The sequence below is a fragment of the Streptomyces sp. 3N207 genome, from assembly GCF_052246355.1.
GTDB lineage: Bacteria > Actinomycetota > Actinomycetes > Streptomycetales > Streptomycetaceae > Streptomyces.
The window spans coordinates 363194-380337 of sequence record NZ_JBQQBV010000001.1 but is presented as its reverse complement, the minus strand read 5'-3'; the positions used below and the strand labels follow the sequence as shown (position 1 = coordinate 380337).

Annotated in this window: 14 protein-coding genes; 7 read left to right on the top strand and 7 right to left on the bottom strand. The window is 71.2% G+C overall.

The window, feature by feature from the left end:
• The first annotated feature begins 146 nt into the window (after positions 1-146).
• On the top strand, positions 147-2003 hold the full coding sequence (locus tag ACTWP9_RS01740) for a glycoside hydrolase family 35 protein (protein ID WP_443244121.1): 1857 nt from the start codon (positions 147-149) through the stop codon (positions 2001-2003).
• Positions 2004-2066: 63 nt separating this feature from the next.
• Here the strand turns inward: ACTWP9_RS01740 and ACTWP9_RS01735 are convergent, their stop codons facing one another.
• The 5 genes from ACTWP9_RS01735 to ACTWP9_RS01715 form a co-directional block, all read right to left on the bottom strand.
• Positions 2067-2843 (bottom strand): succinate dehydrogenase iron-sulfur subunit, encoded by a 777-nt coding sequence (locus tag ACTWP9_RS01735; protein WP_443244120.1) that lies wholly within the window; start codon positions 2841-2843, stop codon positions 2067-2069.
• The gene (sdhA, locus tag ACTWP9_RS01730; RefSeq protein ID WP_443244119.1) at positions 2843-4606 is read right to left on the bottom strand and encodes a succinate dehydrogenase flavoprotein subunit; all 1764 of its coding nucleotides are present in this window, start codon (positions 4604-4606) and stop codon (positions 2843-2845) included. The genes ACTWP9_RS01735 and sdhA overlap by 1 nt, the downstream gene beginning before the upstream one ends.
• A gap of 31 nt (positions 4607-4637) precedes the next feature.
• Positions 4638-5135 carry a succinate dehydrogenase hydrophobic membrane anchor subunit gene (locus ACTWP9_RS01725; protein WP_443244118.1) on the bottom strand — a complete coding sequence of 166 codons (498 nt, stop codon included), beginning with the start codon at positions 5133-5135 and terminating at the stop codon, positions 4638-4640.
• A 6-nt stretch (positions 5136-5141) separates the two neighbouring features.
• Positions 5142-5522 (bottom strand): succinate dehydrogenase, cytochrome b556 subunit, encoded by a 381-nt coding sequence (gene sdhC / locus ACTWP9_RS01720; protein ID WP_443244117.1) that lies wholly within the window; start codon positions 5520-5522, stop codon positions 5142-5144.
• A gap of 215 nt (positions 5523-5737) precedes the next feature.
• Complete coding sequence (locus ACTWP9_RS01715) at positions 5738-6250, bottom strand: 2-oxo-4-hydroxy-4-carboxy-5-ureidoimidazoline decarboxylase (RefSeq protein WP_443244116.1); 513 nt, start codon at positions 6248-6250, stop codon at positions 5738-5740.
• A gap of 162 nt (positions 6251-6412) precedes the next feature.
• Here ACTWP9_RS01715 and ACTWP9_RS01710 point away from each other — a divergent pair, with 162 nt between their 5' ends.
• Positions 6413-8107 carry a beta-N-acetylhexosaminidase gene (locus ACTWP9_RS01710; protein WP_443244115.1) on the top strand — a complete coding sequence of 565 codons (1695 nt, stop codon included), beginning with the start codon at positions 6413-6415 and terminating at the stop codon, positions 8105-8107.
• A 131-nt stretch (positions 8108-8238) separates the two neighbouring features.
• Complete coding sequence (locus ACTWP9_RS01705) at positions 8239-8487, top strand: SCO4226 family nickel-binding protein (protein ID WP_443244114.1); 249 nt, start codon at positions 8239-8241, stop codon at positions 8485-8487.
• Positions 8488-8518: 31 nt separating this feature from the next.
• Here ACTWP9_RS01705 and ACTWP9_RS01700 read toward each other — a convergent pair whose 3' ends face one another.
• The gene (locus ACTWP9_RS01700; RefSeq protein ID WP_443244113.1) at positions 8519-9832 is read right to left on the bottom strand and encodes an SMI1/KNR4 family protein; all 1314 of its coding nucleotides are present in this window, start codon (positions 9830-9832) and stop codon (positions 8519-8521) included.
• A 658-nt stretch (positions 9833-10490) separates the two neighbouring features.
• Between ACTWP9_RS01700 and ACTWP9_RS01695 the strand changes: the two genes are divergently transcribed.
• Together ACTWP9_RS01695 and ACTWP9_RS01690 are read left to right on the top strand one after the other, a co-directional pair.
• Positions 10491-11189 (top strand): RNA polymerase sigma factor, encoded by a 699-nt coding sequence (locus ACTWP9_RS01695; RefSeq protein WP_443244376.1) that lies wholly within the window; start codon positions 10491-10493, stop codon positions 11187-11189.
• Entirely contained in the window at positions 11189-12607 is a 1419-nt protein-coding gene (locus ACTWP9_RS01690; RefSeq protein WP_443244112.1) for a hypothetical protein, read from the top strand. Before ACTWP9_RS01695 ends, ACTWP9_RS01690 begins: the two co-directional genes overlap by 1 nt.
• A 241-nt stretch (positions 12608-12848) precedes the next feature.
• Here ACTWP9_RS01690 and ACTWP9_RS01685 read toward each other — a convergent pair whose 3' ends face one another.
• Positions 12849-13739, bottom strand: a complete 891-nt coding sequence (locus ACTWP9_RS01685) for a L,D-transpeptidase family protein (protein WP_443244111.1) — start codon at positions 13737-13739, stop codon at positions 12849-12851.
• A gap of 163 nt (positions 13740-13902) precedes the next feature.
• Between ACTWP9_RS01685 and ACTWP9_RS01680 the strand changes: the two genes are divergently transcribed.
• Both ACTWP9_RS01680 and ACTWP9_RS01675 read left to right on the top strand, forming a co-directional pair.
• Positions 13903-15510 carry an acyl-CoA mutase large subunit family protein gene (locus ACTWP9_RS01680; protein ID WP_443244110.1) on the top strand — a complete coding sequence of 536 codons (1608 nt, stop codon included), beginning with the start codon at positions 13903-13905 and terminating at the stop codon, positions 15508-15510.
• A gap of 120 nt (positions 15511-15630) precedes the next feature.
• Complete coding sequence (locus tag ACTWP9_RS01675; protein ID WP_443244109.1) at positions 15631-17121, top strand: amidase; 1491 nt, start codon at positions 15631-15633, stop codon at positions 17119-17121.
• Positions 17122-17144 lie beyond the last annotated feature (23 nt).

The window sequence follows — 17144 nt, the reverse complement described above, 5'->3', positions numbered from 1 at the left end:
GCTGACGGCGGACGGACCAAGCCATCGGCGGTGCCGCGTCGTCGGCCCTCTTGTTCTCTTTTGTGGAGTGCCGCAGACTCGGACGCGCACGAAGAAACAACACCGAACGCGACCGATCAGTGATGCCAGTCCAACCGGGAGTGCGCATGGCGGAGTTCAGTCGGCGAAGGTTTCTCGGCGCGGCCACCGTGTCAGCGGCGTCCCTGGGCACGGTCCTCGGCGGCAGCCGTACGGTCCTCGCCCAGTCGGCACACCCCTCCGGACTGACCGTGCGGGGCGACGAGTTCCTGCTGGACGGGAAGCCGTTCCAGATCCTGTCCGGCGCCTTCCACTACTACCGGACCCACCCCGACGACTGGCGCGACCGGCTGACCCGGCTGCGGGGCATGGGCCTCAACACGGTGGAGACCTACATCGCCTGGAACTTCCACGAACCCCACAAGGGCGAGACGGACTTCACCGGCTGGCGGGACATCGCCGCCTTCGTCCGGCAGGCCGACAAGGCGGGGCTCAAGGTGATCGTGCGGCCCGGCCCCTACATCTGCGCCGAATGGGACTTCGGCGGCCTGCCTGCCTGGCTCCTCAAGGACAAGGACATGCCGCTGCGCCGCTCCGACCCCGCCTACGAGCGCGCGGTCGACGGCTGGTTCGACGACCTCCTGCCCCAGCTCGTCGACCTGCAGGCCACCCGGGGCGGGCCCGTCATCGCGATGCAGGTCGAGAACGAGTACGGCAGCTACGACGACGACCACGCCCACCTGGAGCACCTGAAGAACAGCATGCGCTCCCGCGGCGTCGACAGCCTGCTGTTCTGCTCCAACGGCGCCTCCCAGGAGATGCTGGAGGCGGGCAACCTCCCCGACCTGCTGGCCACCGTCAACTTCGCGGGCGACCCCATCGGGCCGTTCGCCGAGCTGCGGAAGTACCAGCCCGAAGGGCCGCTGTTCTGCACCGAGTTCTGGGACGGATGGTTCGACCACTGGGGCGAGACCCACCACACCACCGACCCGGCGGAGACGGCCGGCAATGTGGCGAAGATGCTCAAGGCGGGCGCGTCCGTCAACTTCTACATGGCGGTGGGCGGCACCAACTTCGGCTGGTACGCGGGCGCCAATCTGGACGGCGACCACTACCAGCCCACCATCACCAGCTACGACTACGACGCCCCGATCGGCGAGGCGGGCGAACTCACCGCGAAGTTCCACAAGATCCGCGAGGTGATCGGCCAGTACGCCGAGCTGCCCGATGAGCCGCTGCCCGCCACCCCACGCCGGATGCCCGCGCAGACGGTGGCCCCCACCTCCTCGGCGGACCTGCTCGACTGCCTCGACGCGCTGAGCAGCCCCGTACACCGCAGCCCCGGCCCCGTCCACATGGAAGCGCTCGGGCAGGCGTACGGCCTCATCCACTACCGCACGAAGGTGCCGGGGCCACGCGGGACGGCGAAGCTCAGCGTCAGTGGGCTCGGCGACCGTGCCCTGGTCTTCCTCGACGGCGAGCGGGTGGGCACCTTCGACCGCAACCAGCCCGGGGCCACCGTGGATCTCACCGTCGACGGCGCCGCCGGCACCCTGGACCTGCTGGTCGACCCCACGGGCCGGATCAACTTCGGCCACGGCATCAACGACCCCAAGGGCATCAGCGGCAAGGCCCTGCTCGGGGACGAGGAGCTACGGGACTGGGAGATCCGCTCGCTGCCCCTCGACGACCTGAACGGCTGCCGCTTCCGTCCGGGTGCCGCCCCCGCCGGACGCCCCGCCTTCCACCGGGCGACGATGCGGGTGGACACCCCCGCCGACGGGTTCCTCGCCTTCCCCGGCTGGGACAAGGGCATGGTCTGGCTCAACGGCTTCGCGCTGGGCCGCTACTGGTCCCTGGGGCCCCAGGTCACCCTGTACGCCCCCGGCCACCTGTGGCGCGAGGGAAGCAACGAGATCGTCGCCCTGGAGATGGAGCGGGCGGGGGACCGCATCGAGCTGCGCTCCGAACCGGATCTGGGCTGAGACGAAAGACCCCGCCCACCCGTCCCTTGGCGGAGGCGGATGGGCGGGGGAGGGCGCGGGCCCTCAGAAGCGACGAGTAATAAGCGCCCGCTTGACTTCCTGAATCGCCTTCGTCACCTCGATACCCCGCGGGCAAGCATCGGTGCAGTTGAACGTCGTCCGGCAGCGCCAGACCCCGTCCCGGTCGTTGAGGATCTCCAACCGCTGCTCCCCGGCCTCGTCCCGCGAGTCGAAGATGAACCGGTGCGCATTGACAATGGCGGCCGGACCGAAATACTGCCCGTCGTTCCAGAAGACAGGACACGACGACGTGCACGCCGCGCAAAGAATGCACTTGGTGGTGTCGTCGAACCGCTCCCGGTCCTCCGCGGACTGATACCGCTCACGGGTCGGCTCGTTGCCCGTCGTCACCAAGAACGGCATCACATCGCGGTAAGCCTGGAAGAACGGATCCATGTCCACGACGAGATCCTTCAGCACCGTCAGCCCCTTGATGGCCTCAACGGTGATCGGCTTCTCCGGCGAAATGTCCTTCAGCAGCGTCTTGCAGGCAAGCCGGTTACGCCCGTTGATCCGCATGGCGTCCGAACCGCAGATGCCGTGCGCGCAGGACCGGCGGAACGTCAGCGTCCCGTCCAGCTCCCACTTGATCTTGTGCAGCGCGTCCAGGACGCGCTCCTTCGGGTCGATCTCCAGCGTGAAGTCCTGCCACTGCGGCTCGTCGGAGACCTCCGGGTTGAACCGGCGGATCCGCAGCGTGACGGTGATCAGATGCGCAGCGGCACCCGCGGAGTCATCGGGCCCCGCGGAGTCGTTCTTGTCCAGCGTTGCGGTGCTCATCAGTACTTACGCTCCATCGGCTGGTAGCGGGTCTGCACGACCGGCTTGTAGTCCAGCCGGATCGACTCGGTGCCGTCGTCGCCCACCTCGCGGTACGCCATGGTGTGCCGCATGAAGTTGACGTCGTCGCGGTTGGGGAAGTCCTCGCGGTAGTGGCCGCCGCGCGACTCCTTGCGGGCGAGCGCGGAGACCGCCGTGACCTCGGCCAGATCGAGCAGGTTGCCCAGCTCGAGAGCCTCCAGCAGGTCGGTGTTGAAGCGCTTGCCCTTGTCCTGGACGCTGATGTCACGGAAGCGCTTGCGCAGGGCGCCGATCTCCTCGACGGCCTCCTTCAGCGTCTGCTCCGTACGGAAGACCATGACGTTCTTGTCCATGCACTCCTGGAGCGCCTTGCGGATCTCGACCACGCGCTCGCTGCCGGTGGCGTCCCGCAGGTTCCCGATCTCGTCGAGAACGAACTTCGCGGGCTCCTCGGGCAGTTCGACGTAGTCGGCGGTCGCCGAGTACTCGGCGGCGGCGATCCCGGCCCGGCGGCCGAAGACGTTGATGTCCAGCAGCGAGTTGGTGCCCAGCCGGTTGGCGCCGTGCACGGAGACGCAGGCCACCTCGCCCGCCGCGTACAGACCGGGGACCGGCGTGGAGTTGTCGGCCAGCACCTCGCCCCGCACGTTGGTGGGGATGCCGCCCATCGCGTAGTGCGCGGTCGGCTGGATCGGCACCGGGTCGGTGTACGGCTCGATGCCCAGGTACGTACGGGCGAACTCGGTGATGTCCGGCAGCTTGGCGTCCAGCTGCTCCGGCGGCAGGTGGGTGAGGTCCAGGAAGACGTGGTCGCCCTCGGGGCCGCAGCCACGGCCCTCGCGGATCTCGGTGTAGATCGCGCGGGAGACGACGTCACGGGAGGCCAGGTCCTTCATGACGGGCGCGTACTTCTCCATGAAGCGCTCGCCGTCCTTGTTGCGCAGGATGCCGCCCTCACCGCGGGCGCCCTCCGTGAGCAGGATGCCCATCTTCCAGATGCCGGTCGGGTGGAACTGGAAGAACTCCATGTCCTCCAGCGGCAGCCCGCGCCGGAACGCGGCGGCCTGGCCGTCGCCGGTGAGGGTGTGCGCGTTGGAGGTCACCTTGAAGAACTTGCCGTTGCCGCCCGAGGCGAAGACCACGGCCTTGGCCTGGAAGACATGCACGTCACCGGTGGCCAGCTCGTAGGCGACGACGCCGGAGGTCTTCTTGACGCCCTCGTCCTCGTTGAGCAGCAGGTCCAGGACGTAGAACTCGTTGAAGAACTCCACACCCTCCTTGACGCAGTTCTGGTACAGCGTCTGGAGGATCATGTGGCCTGTGCGGTCCGCCGCGTAGCAGGAGCGGCGCACCGGGGCCTCGCCGTGGTTGCGCGAGTGCCCGCCGAACCGCCGCTGGTCGATGGTGCCGTTCGGGGTGCGGTTGAAGGGCAGGCCCATCTTCTCCAGGTCGAGGACGGAGTCGATGGCCTCCTTCGCCAGGATCTCGGCGGCGTCCTGGTCGACCAGGTAGTCGCCGCCCTTGATCGTGTCGAAGGTGTGCCACTCCCAGTTGTCCTCCTCGACGTTGGCGAGGGCCGCGGCCATTCCGCCCTGCGCAGCGCCGGTGTGGGAGCGGGTGGGGTAGAGCTTGGTCAGCACCGCGGTGCGGCTGCGCTTGGTGGCCTCGATGGCCGCGCGCATACCGGCGCCGCCCGCGCCGACGATGACGGTGTCGTACTTGTGGATCTTGACGTTGTTCATCGGGAAAACCTCAGCCTTCAGCCCCGGTACGTCAGCGGATGTTCGGGTCGAAGGTGAAGATCACCAGCGTGCCCAGCAGGACGGTGAAGACGGTGGCCGTGTACAGCAGCATCTTCAGCCAGAAGCGGGTGTTGTCGCGCTCGGCGTAGTCGTTGATCACCGTGCGCAGCCCGTTGGCGCCGTGCAGCATCGCCAGCCACAGCATCAGCAGGTCCCACGTCTGCCAGAACGGCGAGGCCCAGCGGCCCGCGACGAACGCGAACCCGATCTTGCTCACGCCGCCGTCCAGCACCAGCTGGATCAGCAGATGGCCCAGGACGAGCACCACCAGCACGATGCCCGACAGCCGCATGAACAGCCACGCCTGCATCTCGAAGTTGCCGCGGGACGCCTTCGGCGTCTTCCCGGTCCGCTTGCGCGGCGGCTCGATCACGGGGGCGGGGTGGTCCACGTCGAACAGCGTGACCTCGTCGGTGGGCTCACCGGCGCCGTCGTTCTTCGGCTGCTCAGTCGTCTCGGTCGTCGACATCACGCATCAGCTCCCGAACAGTTCGCGCAGCGTGTGCTGGAGCACCGGGTAGAAGGCACCCGCCATGAGGACGGTCCACACGCCCAGCACGGTCCAGAGCATCTGCTTCTGGTACTTCGCGCCCTTCGACCAGAAGTCCACGAGGATGACCCGCAGGCCGTTCAGCGCGTGGAACAGGATGGCGGCCACCAGGCCGTACTCCATCAGGTTGACGAGCGGAGTCTTGTAGATCGCGACAGTGTCGTCGTACGCCTCGGGCGAGACGCGCACGAGCGCGGTGTCGAGGACGTGCACGAACAGGAAGAAGAAGATGAGGACGCCGGTGACTCGATGAGCCACCCAGGACCACATTCCTTCCCGGCCGCGGTACAGCGTTCCAGCCGGCACGGAAAAACCCTCCGGGAGCGGATATTGGGGCCTGCCGGCTTCGGTAGGTCGGGCGGGCCCGGCCGGGTACGGTCCACCGGCCTCGGTCATCGTAGCGACGGGCTGTCGGCACGTTCGCGCAGGGGTATGCAGGTGTGATCAATCAGGCACGGACGGCCTACCTGCGTGTGAGGGCCGCCACATCGATGTGCCCCGCGCCCCTTCGGGCACGGGCTTCACATGGTCCCCGACGCCGCCAGCCGCCCCAGCCGGCCCCGAGCAAGCCGCCGCAGCTCCTCCGCCGTCACGGCCCATTCCTCGTCCGCATCGTTCTCCAACCGCAACCGAATCCCCGCCAGCACCTGGTCCAGCCGCTCCGCCACCGCGAAACCGTCCAGACAGCACAGGAACGCGTGTCCGAACTTGCGCTCGTATGCGCCGTGGGCCGCCCGCAGGGCGGTGTGCGCGGCGAGCACGCCCAGCTGCGGCTCCCCTTCCAGCGGGTGTGCGGCCGACTCGCAGACCAGCGCCTCCCGCAGGTCCGCGGAGGTCAGGTCGTAGCTCGCCTCGTCGGCCGCCGCCAGCAGCGCCTCCACGTCGGGGTACGGCCGGTGTGCCACGATCCGCCGTGCCCAGCGGCGGCTGCCGCAGCAGCGCAGAAGGAGGGATTCGACCGTGTCCACGGCCGCGGTGTTGAGCCGGTCCAGAGGCATCCGCGTCTGCGACTGCGAAGGGGTGGGAAGGCTCATGCGCTCCGTAAAGTCCGAAGGATCCCGATGTCGGCAGGAGTCGTCACCGTAGCCGGGAGCAGGAAAGATCGGCCGACCTGACCCTGTTTTTCACCCGGAAGGGAACGCGCTGGAGCGCATAGCTGACAGGGAAGGGTTGGAAAGGGGAAATACCGTATCTGCATGGGACGAAACTGGTGGAAGAAGTCCGAGGGGGCTGCCGTCTGGGCAGCCGGCCGCCCCGGCGCGGTGCTGGCACTCACCCTCGCCGCCGGTCTGGCGGGGCTGACGGGCCTGACCGGCTGCTCCGGCAACGGCGAAGGAGGCGTCGACCGCGACTCGCCCACGTCCTCCGCCGCCGAGCGCCACCGCGGGTCCCAGCAGCCGCCCAAGGGCCCCGACCGGCTCGGTCCGGCTCCCTCCGCCGTTCCCTCCGTACGCGAATGGAAAGCCGTGCGCGGCCCCGGCTGGCAGCGCACGGAGCACACCCGCGTCGTCACCGGCACGGACTCGCTCCGCGACGAGGCGAAGCTGCTCGCCGACGAGTTGAAGGTGGACGTGGCCAAGGGTCCGGCCCGTACGGGCGACATCGAGCTCAAGCGCGACAAGAGCAGCAAGAGCAGCAAGAGCAGCAAGAGCAGCAAGGGCGGCAAGAGCGGTGAGCCGGGCAGCGGGCCGGAGAGCTATCGGCTGGTCAGCCGCGACGGCAAGGTCACCATCACCGGCGACGACGACGCCGGGGTCTTCTACGGCACCCGCACCCTGCTCCAGACCCACCGTGTGCAGGGCCGGTTCGCCGAGGGCACCGCCCGGGACGCGCCGGACCGCCCGCAGCGCGGCTTCTCCCTCGACATCGCGCGCAAGCACTTCAGCGCCGACTGGATCAAGGCCCGGATCCGGGAGATGGGCGATCTGAAGCTCAACCAGCTCCAGCTGCACCTCTCCGACGACCAGGCGTTCCGCGTCGAGAGCGACACCCACCCCGAGATCGTCTCCGACCCGCATCTGACCAAGGCGCAGGTCCGCGACATCATCGAGCTCGCTGCGTCCCGGCACATCACCGTCATCCCCGAGATCGACTCACCCGGCCACCTCGGCGCCGTGCTGAGGGCCCACCCCGAGCTCCAGCTGCGCAGCGTCACCGGCCGTACGCCGCGCGGCGCCATCGACATCGGCAAGCCCGCGGCGGCGAAGCTCGTGGACGACCTGCTGGCCGAGTTCGCCGATCTGTTCCCCGGCAAGTACGCACACGCGGGCGGCGACGAGTACCAGGCGCTGATGACGCAGAGCCCCGAGCTGACCTATCCGGGCCTCGCGGAAAAGGCGCGGGAGAAGTTCGGGGACCAGGCAAAGGTCCAGGACCTGGCGACCGCCTGGCTCAACGACCGCGCAGCGACGCTCCGCAAACATGACAAGACCCCGCAGGTGTGGAACGACGGCATGCACCGCGGCGGGGTCGTCAAGCCGGACAAACCCCGCGAGGTCGCCTACTGGACCGGGCGGGAGGAGGGCGAGCGGCAGCCCGCGGAGTATCTGAAGGAGGGCTGGCAGGTCGTCAACCTCAACGACGAGTACCTGTACTACGTCCTCGGCCAGCCCAACAACTTCATCTACCCGACGGGCCGCCGCATCTACGAGCACTGGACCCCGGCAGTGGTGCGCGGTACCGAGCCGGTGCCCGCGAAGTGGGCCGGGCGGGAGCACATCCTCGGTGGCCGGTTCGCCGTCTGGGGAGACCTCGCGGGCGCGCAGACCACCGAGCAGGTGGCGCAAGGTGTCCGGTTGCCGCTCGCCGCGACGGCCCAGAAGCTGTGGGACCCCCGGCAGCCCAAGCGCTCCTGGAGCGACTTCGTGAAGCTGGCGGACCAGGTGGACTGACCCGGCGCGCCGATTCCCCGGGCCCGCGGTTTCCCAGCGGCGGGCCCGGTCCGCCGCGCGGGCCGCGACATGCGGCACGAAGGTGGCAGGAGGACCATGGAGGTAAGGAGCGTCCACCCGAGGAGAGCACGATGACACGGTTCATGGACGTACATCACGGAATGACCGGGATCACGGCCGGTCAGCTCATGGCCGCCCACCGGGCGGACCAGGAGATCGAGGGCGAGGAAGGCGTGCGCTTCGAGCGGGCGTGGGCGGATCCCGAGTCGGGGATCGTCTACTGCCTCTCCGAGGCACCCTCGGCCGAGGCCGTCCAGCGCGTGCACGACCGCGCCGGACACCCGGCGGACGAGATCCACCCGGTGCCCCTGATGGTGTGAGCCCACCACCGGGGCCCCGCTGTCGAGCCCGTTACCAGTAGGCGCGGTCCGACCACGGCTCGAAGCCGATGAAGTCCAGCGGGTCGTCGTCCTCGTCGAGCTCGGCGAAGCCCGGCGCGGCGAAGCGACCCCGCAGCCACGCGAGAAGGACCTCCGTGAGGGAGTCCTCCAGCGGGGGTCCCTGCTTGGCGTGGCGGGGCCAGACGAGCAGCGGCCAGCGGTCGGGATCGGCGTCCTCCGTCAGCCAGCCGAGCACATCGCCGTCGATCGAGTTGGCGAACGGCAGGAAGCCACCAGGTTCGGGCCAGACCGCCAGCTGGTACTCCTCGGCCCAGTTGCCGCGCAGCGACCGGTAGGCGTCGTTGACCTGCTGCGCGTGCCAGACGAACCCTCCGCCTGGCCCCTCCCGGCGATCGCTGGGCGACTGCGACCGCGGGGTGCCCTCAGCCGGGCGCAGCGGCGTGTGGAAGCGCAGCCACTCCGACCAGCAGCCCGCCCCGTACGTTTCCAGCAGCGTGACGTACTCGTGCGGCAGCCGGGTGCCGAGCTCGGCGAAGAGGGGCTCCCAGCCGTCCGCCGCCGCGGCGCCCAGATACGGCTGCGACGGGGGCGGGACGAGAGTCGTCAGGGCTGCCGGCCCGCTGCCCTCGCTCAGCGCGGCGCGGCGTGCCGGGTCGTGCTCGGGCGCGGGCGGTGGCGGGGTCCAGGGGGCGGCATCGGGAAGGAAAGCGGTGCGCCGCGCGGTGCCCGGGAGGGGCCCGAACTGCCCGCCGCCGTCCATCGGGATGCCGGTGGTCAGCAGAGCGGTGAGGGTTTCGGTGGCGGTGCCGCCGAGGGGGTACCAGGGGCGGGTTTCGGAGGTGGCGTCCGGGTCGGAGCTGGGGAAGGGGCCCCAGTCGAAGAGGACGACGGGCCATTCGTCCGGATCGTCGGAGGCCGAGGTGTCCCAGAAGAGCACCGCGCTGCCCCGCGTCTCGCCCCAGGCCAGCAGTCCGCCGGGCGCGGGGTGGAAGGGCGGCGGTCCCTCGGGGGCGGCATCCCGGGAGTTGATACGAGTCTGCCGGTGGGTGTCGCGCAGCCAGTCGCCGTAGTCGAACCTGCCCTGCTGCACGCACGGCGCATGCACCCAGACGTACTCGCCGATGTCGAGCGGCCCGTAGCCGGTGACCAGTTCCTTGTAGTCGCTGGGCAGGGCCACCCCGAGCCAGGACTCGACGGCGGGCCAGTCCACCGGGACGGGTGCGGGAGCCGACGGCGGGGTGGTGCCCGCTTCGGCGTCGGGCAGCGCGAAGTGCCGGGTCAACCCGTCGAGGCGGGAGGGCCGGGACGGCGTGGGACGGTTCATGCCGACGCATCGTGGCACGGCCACCCGCGGGCAGGGACGCCAGGGCCGCACCGCGTTAGCCGGACGAGCGCGGTCGGAGGCGAACGACCGGACGGGCAGGCCCGACGGGCACTGCCGGACGCGTACGACCGGACGGGCAGCACTGCCGGAGGCGTGCGAGGGGCGCGTGCGAGCGGGCGAGCGCCGCATGCCCCCGATCCGAAAAAGCCGAAGACGACCGGGGTCGCCACCCCCCACAGGAGAGACCCCGGTCGCCGTCGGACACGGGCTCACTACGCCAGCGGCTTGCCCGTACTCCCCTCAGCGTCACTGCCGCGCAATGTGTTACGCCGTCACGCCGCATCACCGCGCACAGGTGTCACGGCCCCGCGCGCTTGTGCCCGTACGCGCCCGTGTCTCAGGCCCGCAACAGGTGCGGACTTGTCACCCGCGTACAGGTTGCTGACGGGGGGCGACGACGCCCTCACACACAGCGCAGTGTCGCCCCGCCCCTCCCTCCGGCATGGACGAGCGTGCACACTTGGCCTTAGCGTGCTCCTCGCGCCGCGCCAGGTTGACCGTTCCTGGCAGTCGGGACGCGAACCTGGTAGTCGGGACGCCGACTCCCGGCAGCGGCGCGTGGCACAGACACCTTCGCGGAGTGGGGCGAGACACGAGCGTGCAGGGGGACGACGCGGAGCTGACCGCTGCGGTAGCCGCGGCGCAGGAGGGGGACGAGCCCGCCTTCCGCACCGTCTACCGCTCCGTGCATCCGCGCCTGCTCGGCTACGTCCGCACATTGGTGGCGGACGCGGATGCCGAGGACGTGGCTTCCGAGGCGTGGCTGCAGATCGCTCGCGATCTGCCGCGCTTCAAGGGCGACGCGGACCGGTTCCGTGGCTGGGCGGCGCGGATAGCCCGCAATCGGGCACTGGACCATCTGCGGATGCGGGGCCGCCGCCCGGCCGTGGGCGGCGACGAGAGCGAACTGACCAGCCTGCCCGCGGGCGCCGATACGGCGGACGAGGCGCTGGAGGCGCTGGGGACGAGCGACACGATGGCGCTGATATCCCAACTCCCGCGCGACCAGGCCGAGGCCGTGGTGCTGCGGGTGGTGGTCGGGCTGGACGCCAAGAGCGCCGCACAGGTGCTCGGCAAGCGGTCGGGTGCCGTACGGACGGCGGCCCACCGCGGACTGCGTAAACTCGCGGAGTTGCTGGAAGAGGGAGCGCCGGGACCTTCCGGCGGCGCGGCCGACGGCGTGGGCGGGCCGGTGACCGACGGGCCCAGGCCGGGCGGGGGTGTGGCCAAGGGCAGGGCACGCGGCATGGCCCGCGGTGTGACGCATAAAGCCACACGAACGCTGAGGGAAACGTGATGGCGGACGACCGGTACAACTGGCTGGATGAAGAGACTGCGGAGCGTTTGCTGCGCGGGCTGCCGGTCGACGCCTGCAACGGCGACGACCCCGGTGCGGGCTCGGAGCACGAGCCCTCGCACGAATCCGCCACCACATCGGACGCCGCCGCGTCGAACGGCCCCGCGTCGAACGGCCCCGCGCCGGAGGAGCATCCGGAGGCAGCCGTGGCCGGCCGGTCCGTACGGCCGGAACAGCCGGGACATTCCGAACCGCCGGGACGGCCCGAACAGCCGGGACGTTCCGAACAGCCCGGACGGCGCGAACAGGCCGGACGACCAGGACGAAGAGCCGAGGGCCGTCTCGACGTGCCCTCCCACGCCTGGTTCCGTGAAGCCGACCGCCGTACGGTCGCCCGGCTTGCCGCCGCGCTGGACGAGCTGTCCGCCACCTACAGCACGCCCCCTCCCACCACCCCCGGCACCACCCCGGTCGAACTTCCCGGCGAGGCCGCGGCGCTGGACGCCTTCCGTGCCGCCCGGGTCGGTGCGGCGCGCGGTGGCGCGCCCGGTGCCGCCTCGGCCGCGCCCGGCGGCGGCGGAGCACCGGGCGGTGCCCGCAGCCGTGCCCGCCACCTGCTGACGGGCAGGCCCCTGCGCGCCGGATTCGCTGTAGCCCTCGCGGGCTGCGCGCTCGGCGGCGTCGCGGTCGCGGCCGGAACAGGTGTGCTGCCCACTCCCTTCCACAGCGGCGAGGCCCCCGCGCCCACCGTCTCCCCGGCCGTCAGCCCCAGTGACGGCGGCTCCGAGGACGGCAGCAGCGCCGAGGAGACTCCGGGCCGCGACACCGCGGACGGCCGGCACGGCGGCCGCGGCCGGTCCGACGGCCCCGGGGCCACGGACGGCGACAAGGGGAACGGGAAAGAATCCCGGGACCTCGCCGACTCCGGAGGTGCCGGAGGCGACAAGAACGGCGAGGACAAGGACAAGGGCAACGGCACGCCGGACGGCAAGCTCCCCGGCACCGGCAAGCAGCTCGACGACTCCCAGAAGGAAGCCATCGCCGCGGCCCTGTGCAAGGGGTACGCGACGAACAAGATCGAAGCCGACGACCGCAGAAAGCTGGAGCGCGCGGCGGGCGGCCGGTCCGTGGTGTCGAAGTTCTGCGCGGAGCACGGCAACGGTGGCTCCGGCGGCGATTCTTCCGGCTCCGGCCAGAGCGGCGGCGGGAGCGACGGCGGGAGCGAGGGGGCCGACGGGGGAAACGGCAGCGGCGGGGGAGACGGCGGCTCGACGGGCGGTGAGGGCGACCCCCCGGCCCCGGGTGACCCGGGCGGCTCGGCCACCGGCGGCTCCGGTGCGACGGGTGGCAGCACGCCGTCCACCTCGGCGCAGCCTGCGCCGAGCGCGACGGTGACAGGCACCACACCAGCGGCTTGAACCGGTGGTGTGACACTTTCGCCGCGTACGGCGCTGAAGAGAGTGAGCCGACTGGTCATCGGCGGCGCGGTAAGCCCGAGGTTCCCCCCGTACCTCTGGGTTCGCGCGATGGCGCGGGTGGGACACGTTCCCCCGGTCCCACCCGCGCCCCCTTTTTTTCGGGGGTCTCCTCTCCGGCCGGGGGTTCGGGGGTTGTCCCCCGGAAGGTTGGAGTCCCGCCCCCTTCGGGGCGCGACCCGGCTCACCTGTAGACGATGACCTTGTCGCCTGGGCGGATCTCGGTGAAGACCTTGGCGATCTTCCGCTTGTCGCGGACGTTGACGCATCCGTGGGAGGCTCCGGCGTAGCCGCGGGCGGCGAAGTCGGCCGAGTAGTGCATTGCTTGGCCGCGGCTGAAGAACATCGCGTACGGCATCGGGGTGTCGTAGAGGGTCGAATGGTGGTGCCGGCTCTTGAAGTTGACCTTGAACTGGCCTTCCCGGGTCGGTGTGTAGGCCGACCCGAACCGTACGTCCATGGCCGTGCGCACCTTCCCGTCGACCATCCACAACGCTGTGCGGCTCGCCTTGCTGACGCACAGCACGCGTCCCGTCAGACAGCGCGGATCGGGCTTGGCCGGCGGGCGGCTGGTGGGCGGGTACAGCTCGCTGCGGGTGGGCTCGTGGGTACGGGCACGCAGGGCGCTCAGCACCGCGTCGGTGACCTTGCCGGTGCGTGACATATCGCGCTGCTTCTGGAACGCGGTGACCGATCCGGCCGTGATCGGCCCGTAGTAGCCGGTCGGGTTCCGGTGGAAGAGCCCCAGCTGCCGCAGCCGCGCCTGGAGTTCGCGTACGTGGGCGCCGCGTGCGCCCGGTGCCATCCGTACGGTCTGTGCGATCGGTTGCGCCGCCTCGGGCTTGGGCGGCGGCTGAGCGGGCTTCACCGGTCTCGGCGCCGCGTTCGCGCGTGCGGGCGCCGTGGACGGTTCGGACGGTGGCTTCTGCGGTACCTGCTGCGGCGCCTTGGAGACGCGTACAGCCGGACCGGCCGCCCCGTCCTTGACCTGGCATCCGGCGAGTGCGCCCGCCGACAGCAGCACCGCCGCCGAGGCCGCGACACCGCGCCAGGCCGCCTCTCCCCTCCTGTGCATCCCGAGCATCCCCACCCCCGGACGGTTCAACGGATGTACGGGTCCATCACTGCCCAGCGCGCCGTCCTCGCGAACCTGCGGCGCCCCGGGTGATGCTGGGTGGGACGACGCCCGCCGAGCGCCCGCGCGCCCCTGGGTGCGGGGTTTTCCAGGAGGCATTGCGATGACACGTCCCACCGATTCCGGCCGGCTGTCCGAGTCGGGACTGCCCGTGGAGCCGGTCTACGGACCGGATGCGCCGGCGGACTGGGATCCCGCCGTTCGGCTGGGGGAACCGGGCGGCTATCCGTTCACGCGGGGCGTCTACCCGACGATGTACACCGGGCGGCCGTGGACGGTGCGGCAGTACGCGGGTTTCGGGACGGCGGCGGAGTCCAACGCGCGTTACCGGCAGTTGATCGAGCACGGCACCACGGGCCTGTCCGTCGCCTTCGACCTGCCGACCCAGATGGGCTACGACAGCGACGCCCCGCAGGCCGCCGGCGAGGTCGGCAAGGTGGGGGTGGCGATCGACTCCGTGGAGGACATGCGGGCCCTCTTCGACGGCATCCCGCTGGGCGAGGTCTCCACCTCCATGACCATCAACGCGCCCGCCGCACTGCTGCTGTTGCTCTATCAGCTCGTCGCCGAGGAACAGGGGGTGGCTCCCGCGGCGCTGACCGGCACCGTGCAGAACGACGTGCTCAAGGAGTACATCGCCCGCGGCACCTACATCTTCCCGCCGCAGCCCTCGCTGCGGCTGACCGCGGACATCTTCCGCTACTGCGGCGCCGAACTGCCCCGCTGGAACACCATCTCCATCTCCGGCTACCACATGGCCGAAGCGGGGGCGACGCCCGTGCAGGAGATCGCGTTCACGCTGGCCAACGGGATCGCGTACGTACGGGCGGCCGTCGCGGCCGGCATGGACGTGGACGCGTTCGCGCCCCGGCTGTCGTTCTTCTTCGTGGCGCGTACGACGCTGCTGGAGGAGGTCGCCAAGTTCCGGGCGGCGCGCCGGATCTGGGCGCGGGTGATGCGCGAGGAGTTCGGCGCACGCAACCCCAAGTCGCAGATGCTGCGCTTCCACACCCAGACGGCCGGGGTCCAACTGACCGCACAGCAGCCCGAGGTGAACGTCGCGCGCGTCACCGTGCAGGCGCTGGCCGCGGTGCTGGGCGGTACGCAGTCGCTGCACACCAACTCCTACGACGAGGCGCTGGCCCTGCCCTCGGAATCGGCGGCCCGGCTGGCGCTGCGAACCCAGCAGGTGCTGGCACACGAGACGGACGTGACCGCGACGGTGGATCCGTTCGCCGGTTCCTACGCCGTCGAGTCGCTGACCGACGGCGTGGAGGAGGCGGCGCTCGACCTGATGCGGCGGATCGAGGACCGGGGCGGCGCGGTGGCCGCCGTCGAACAGGGCTTCCAGAAGAGCGAGATCGAGCGCAGCGCCTACACCGTCGCGCAGGAGATCGAGAGCGGGGACCGCGTCGTCGTCGGCGTCAACCGCTTCCGCACCGAGGGCCAGGACGAGAAGCCGTATGTCCCGCTCACCGTCGACCCCGGTCTGGAGGGGGCCCAGGCGGAGCGGCTGGAGCGGCTGCGCGCCGGGCGCGACGCCGCTGCCGTACGGTCCGCGCTGGATGTCCTGCGTACGGCGGCCGGGCGGGACGAGGAGAACGTGCTGTACCCGATGAGGGAGGCGCTGCGCGCCCGCGCGACGCTGGGCGAGGTGTGCGACGCGCTGCGCGAGGTGTGGGGCGCCTACGAACCGCGGGACGCGCTGTGACGCCCTCCGGGTGGAGCTCGCACGAGCAGAGTTGTTACTGACGGGTTTCAAAGAGGGCGGGGATCGGGGACAGTAGGCGCAGGCGTGACCGACGACCGACGAGCAGCCTGCGAGGTGTCCATGTCGACCGGTACCGGGACCGGGTCCGCCGAACAGCCGCAGCCTGGGCCCCGCCGCCCTGCGCGACAGCCCCGGGCAGGCGGTCACAGGGAGTCGGAGCCGCTGCCGGGTCTCGCCCGCGCAGCAGCGGCGCTGGCGGCCGGTGAGACGACCTCCCGGGCGCTGACCGAGCGGGCGCTGGCCCGGATCGAGGCGACGCAGCCCACGCTGAACGCGTTCCGCCTGCTGCGTACCGAGGCGGCGACGGCCGAGGCGGACGCCGCGGACCGGGCGCTGGCCCGTGGCGAGCGGCTGCCGCTGCTGGGCGTGCCGGTGGCGGTCAAGGACGACACCGATGTGTGCGGGGAGCCCACCGCGTTCGGCTGCGCCGGAACCTTCCCGCTCAAGACGGCCGACGCCGAGGTGGTGCGCAGGCTGCGGGCCGCCGGTGCGGTCATCGTCGGCAAGACCAACAGCCCGGAGCTGGGACAGTGGCCGTTCACCGAGGGCAGCGCCTTCGGTGACACCCGCAACCCCTGGGACACGGCGCACACTCCCGGCGGCTCCTCCGGTGGCGCCGCCGCGGCCGTCGCGGCCGGGCTGGTGCCCGCCGCGCTGGGCTCGGACGGGGCAGGGTCGGTGCGCATCCCCGCGGCGTGGACGCATCTGGTCGGCATCAAGCCGCAGCGCGGGCGGATCTCGACCTGGCCGGACCCGGAGGCGTTCAACGGCATAACGGTTTTCGGGCCGCTGGCGCGCACCGTCGAGGACGCGGCGCTGTTGCTCGATGTCGCCGCGGGCAACCGGGAGGGCGATCTGCACCGGCCGCCGCCGGTGGACGTGCGGGCTGCCGTGGGCCGGGACCCCGGGAGGCTGCGGATCGCGCTGTCCACCCGGTGGGCGTTCACGGCCACACCGAAACGGCTGGACCCGCGCGTGGACGCTGCCGTGCGCGCCCTCGCCGAGCGGCTTGCCGCGCTGGGGCACGAGGTGGAGGAGGCGGACCCGCACTACGGTCCCATCGGCCTGACGTTCGTCCCCCGCGCCACCGCCGGTATCCGCACCTGGGCGCAGCGCACTCCCGAGCCCGGGCTGCTGGATCCGCGTACCCGGGCCGCTGCCCGCACCGGGCGGCTGCTGGGCGGCCCGGTACTGCGTGCCGCGCGGGCCGCCGAGGGACCGCTGCGCCGCCACGTCGGCCGGATCTTCCGCCGCTACGACGTCGTTCTCACCCCCACCACCGCCACCCCGCCGCCCCGGATCGGTGACCTGGCACGGCTCTCCGGCTGGCAGACGGACCGCAGGATGATCGCCCACTGCCCGTACGCCTGGCCGTGGAACGTGCTCGGCTGGCCCGGCATCAACGTCCCCGCCGCGATCACCGAGCCGGATCATCTGCCCCTGGGCGCGCAACTCCTCGGCCCCGCCTGCAGCGAACCCCTGCTGATCTCCCTCGCGGCCCAGCTGGAGGCCGACCGGCGCTGGCACGAGCGGTGGCCGCCGCTGGTGTGAACGCGCCGATGTCAGTGGCCTCT

What these genes read in the sequence shown, in the direction of transcription:
- ACTWP9_RS01740 (WP_443244121.1), top strand. Translation starts at nt 147, where the DNA reads ATGGCGGAGTTCAGTCGGCGAAGGTTTCTCGGCGCGGCCACCGTGTCA.
- ACTWP9_RS01735 (WP_443244120.1), bottom strand. Translation starts at nt 2,843, where the DNA reads ATGAGCACCGCAACGCTGGACAAGAACGACTCCGCGGGGCCCGATGAC.
- sdhA (WP_443244119.1), bottom strand. Translation starts at nt 4,606, where the DNA reads ATGAACAACGTCAAGATCCACAAGTACGACACCGTCATCGTCGGCGCG.
- ACTWP9_RS01725 (WP_443244118.1), bottom strand. Translation starts at nt 5,135, where the DNA reads ATGTCGACGACCGAGACGACTGAGCAGCCGAAGAACGACGGCGCCGGT.
- ACTWP9_RS01715 (WP_443244116.1), bottom strand. Translation starts at nt 6,250, where the DNA reads ATGAGCCTTCCCACCCCTTCGCAGTCGCAGACGCGGATGCCTCTGGAC.
- ACTWP9_RS01710 (WP_443244115.1), top strand. Translation starts at nt 6,413, where the DNA reads ATGGGACGAAACTGGTGGAAGAAGTCCGAGGGGGCTGCCGTCTGGGCA.
- ACTWP9_RS01705 (WP_443244114.1), top strand. Translation starts at nt 8,239, where the DNA reads ATGACACGGTTCATGGACGTACATCACGGAATGACCGGGATCACGGCC.
- ACTWP9_RS01700 (WP_443244113.1), bottom strand. Translation starts at nt 9,832, where the DNA reads ATGAACCGTCCCACGCCGTCCCGGCCCTCCCGCCTCGACGGGTTGACC.
- ACTWP9_RS01690 (WP_443244112.1), top strand. Translation starts at nt 11,189, where the DNA reads ATGGCGGACGACCGGTACAACTGGCTGGATGAAGAGACTGCGGAGCGT.
- ACTWP9_RS01685 (WP_443244111.1), bottom strand. Translation starts at nt 13,739, where the DNA reads ATGCACAGGAGGGGAGAGGCGGCCTGGCGCGGTGTCGCGGCCTCGGCG.
- ACTWP9_RS01680 (WP_443244110.1), top strand. Translation starts at nt 13,903, where the DNA reads ATGACACGTCCCACCGATTCCGGCCGGCTGTCCGAGTCGGGACTGCCC.
- ACTWP9_RS01675 (WP_443244109.1), top strand. Translation starts at nt 15,631, where the DNA reads ATGTCGACCGGTACCGGGACCGGGTCCGCCGAACAGCCGCAGCCTGGG.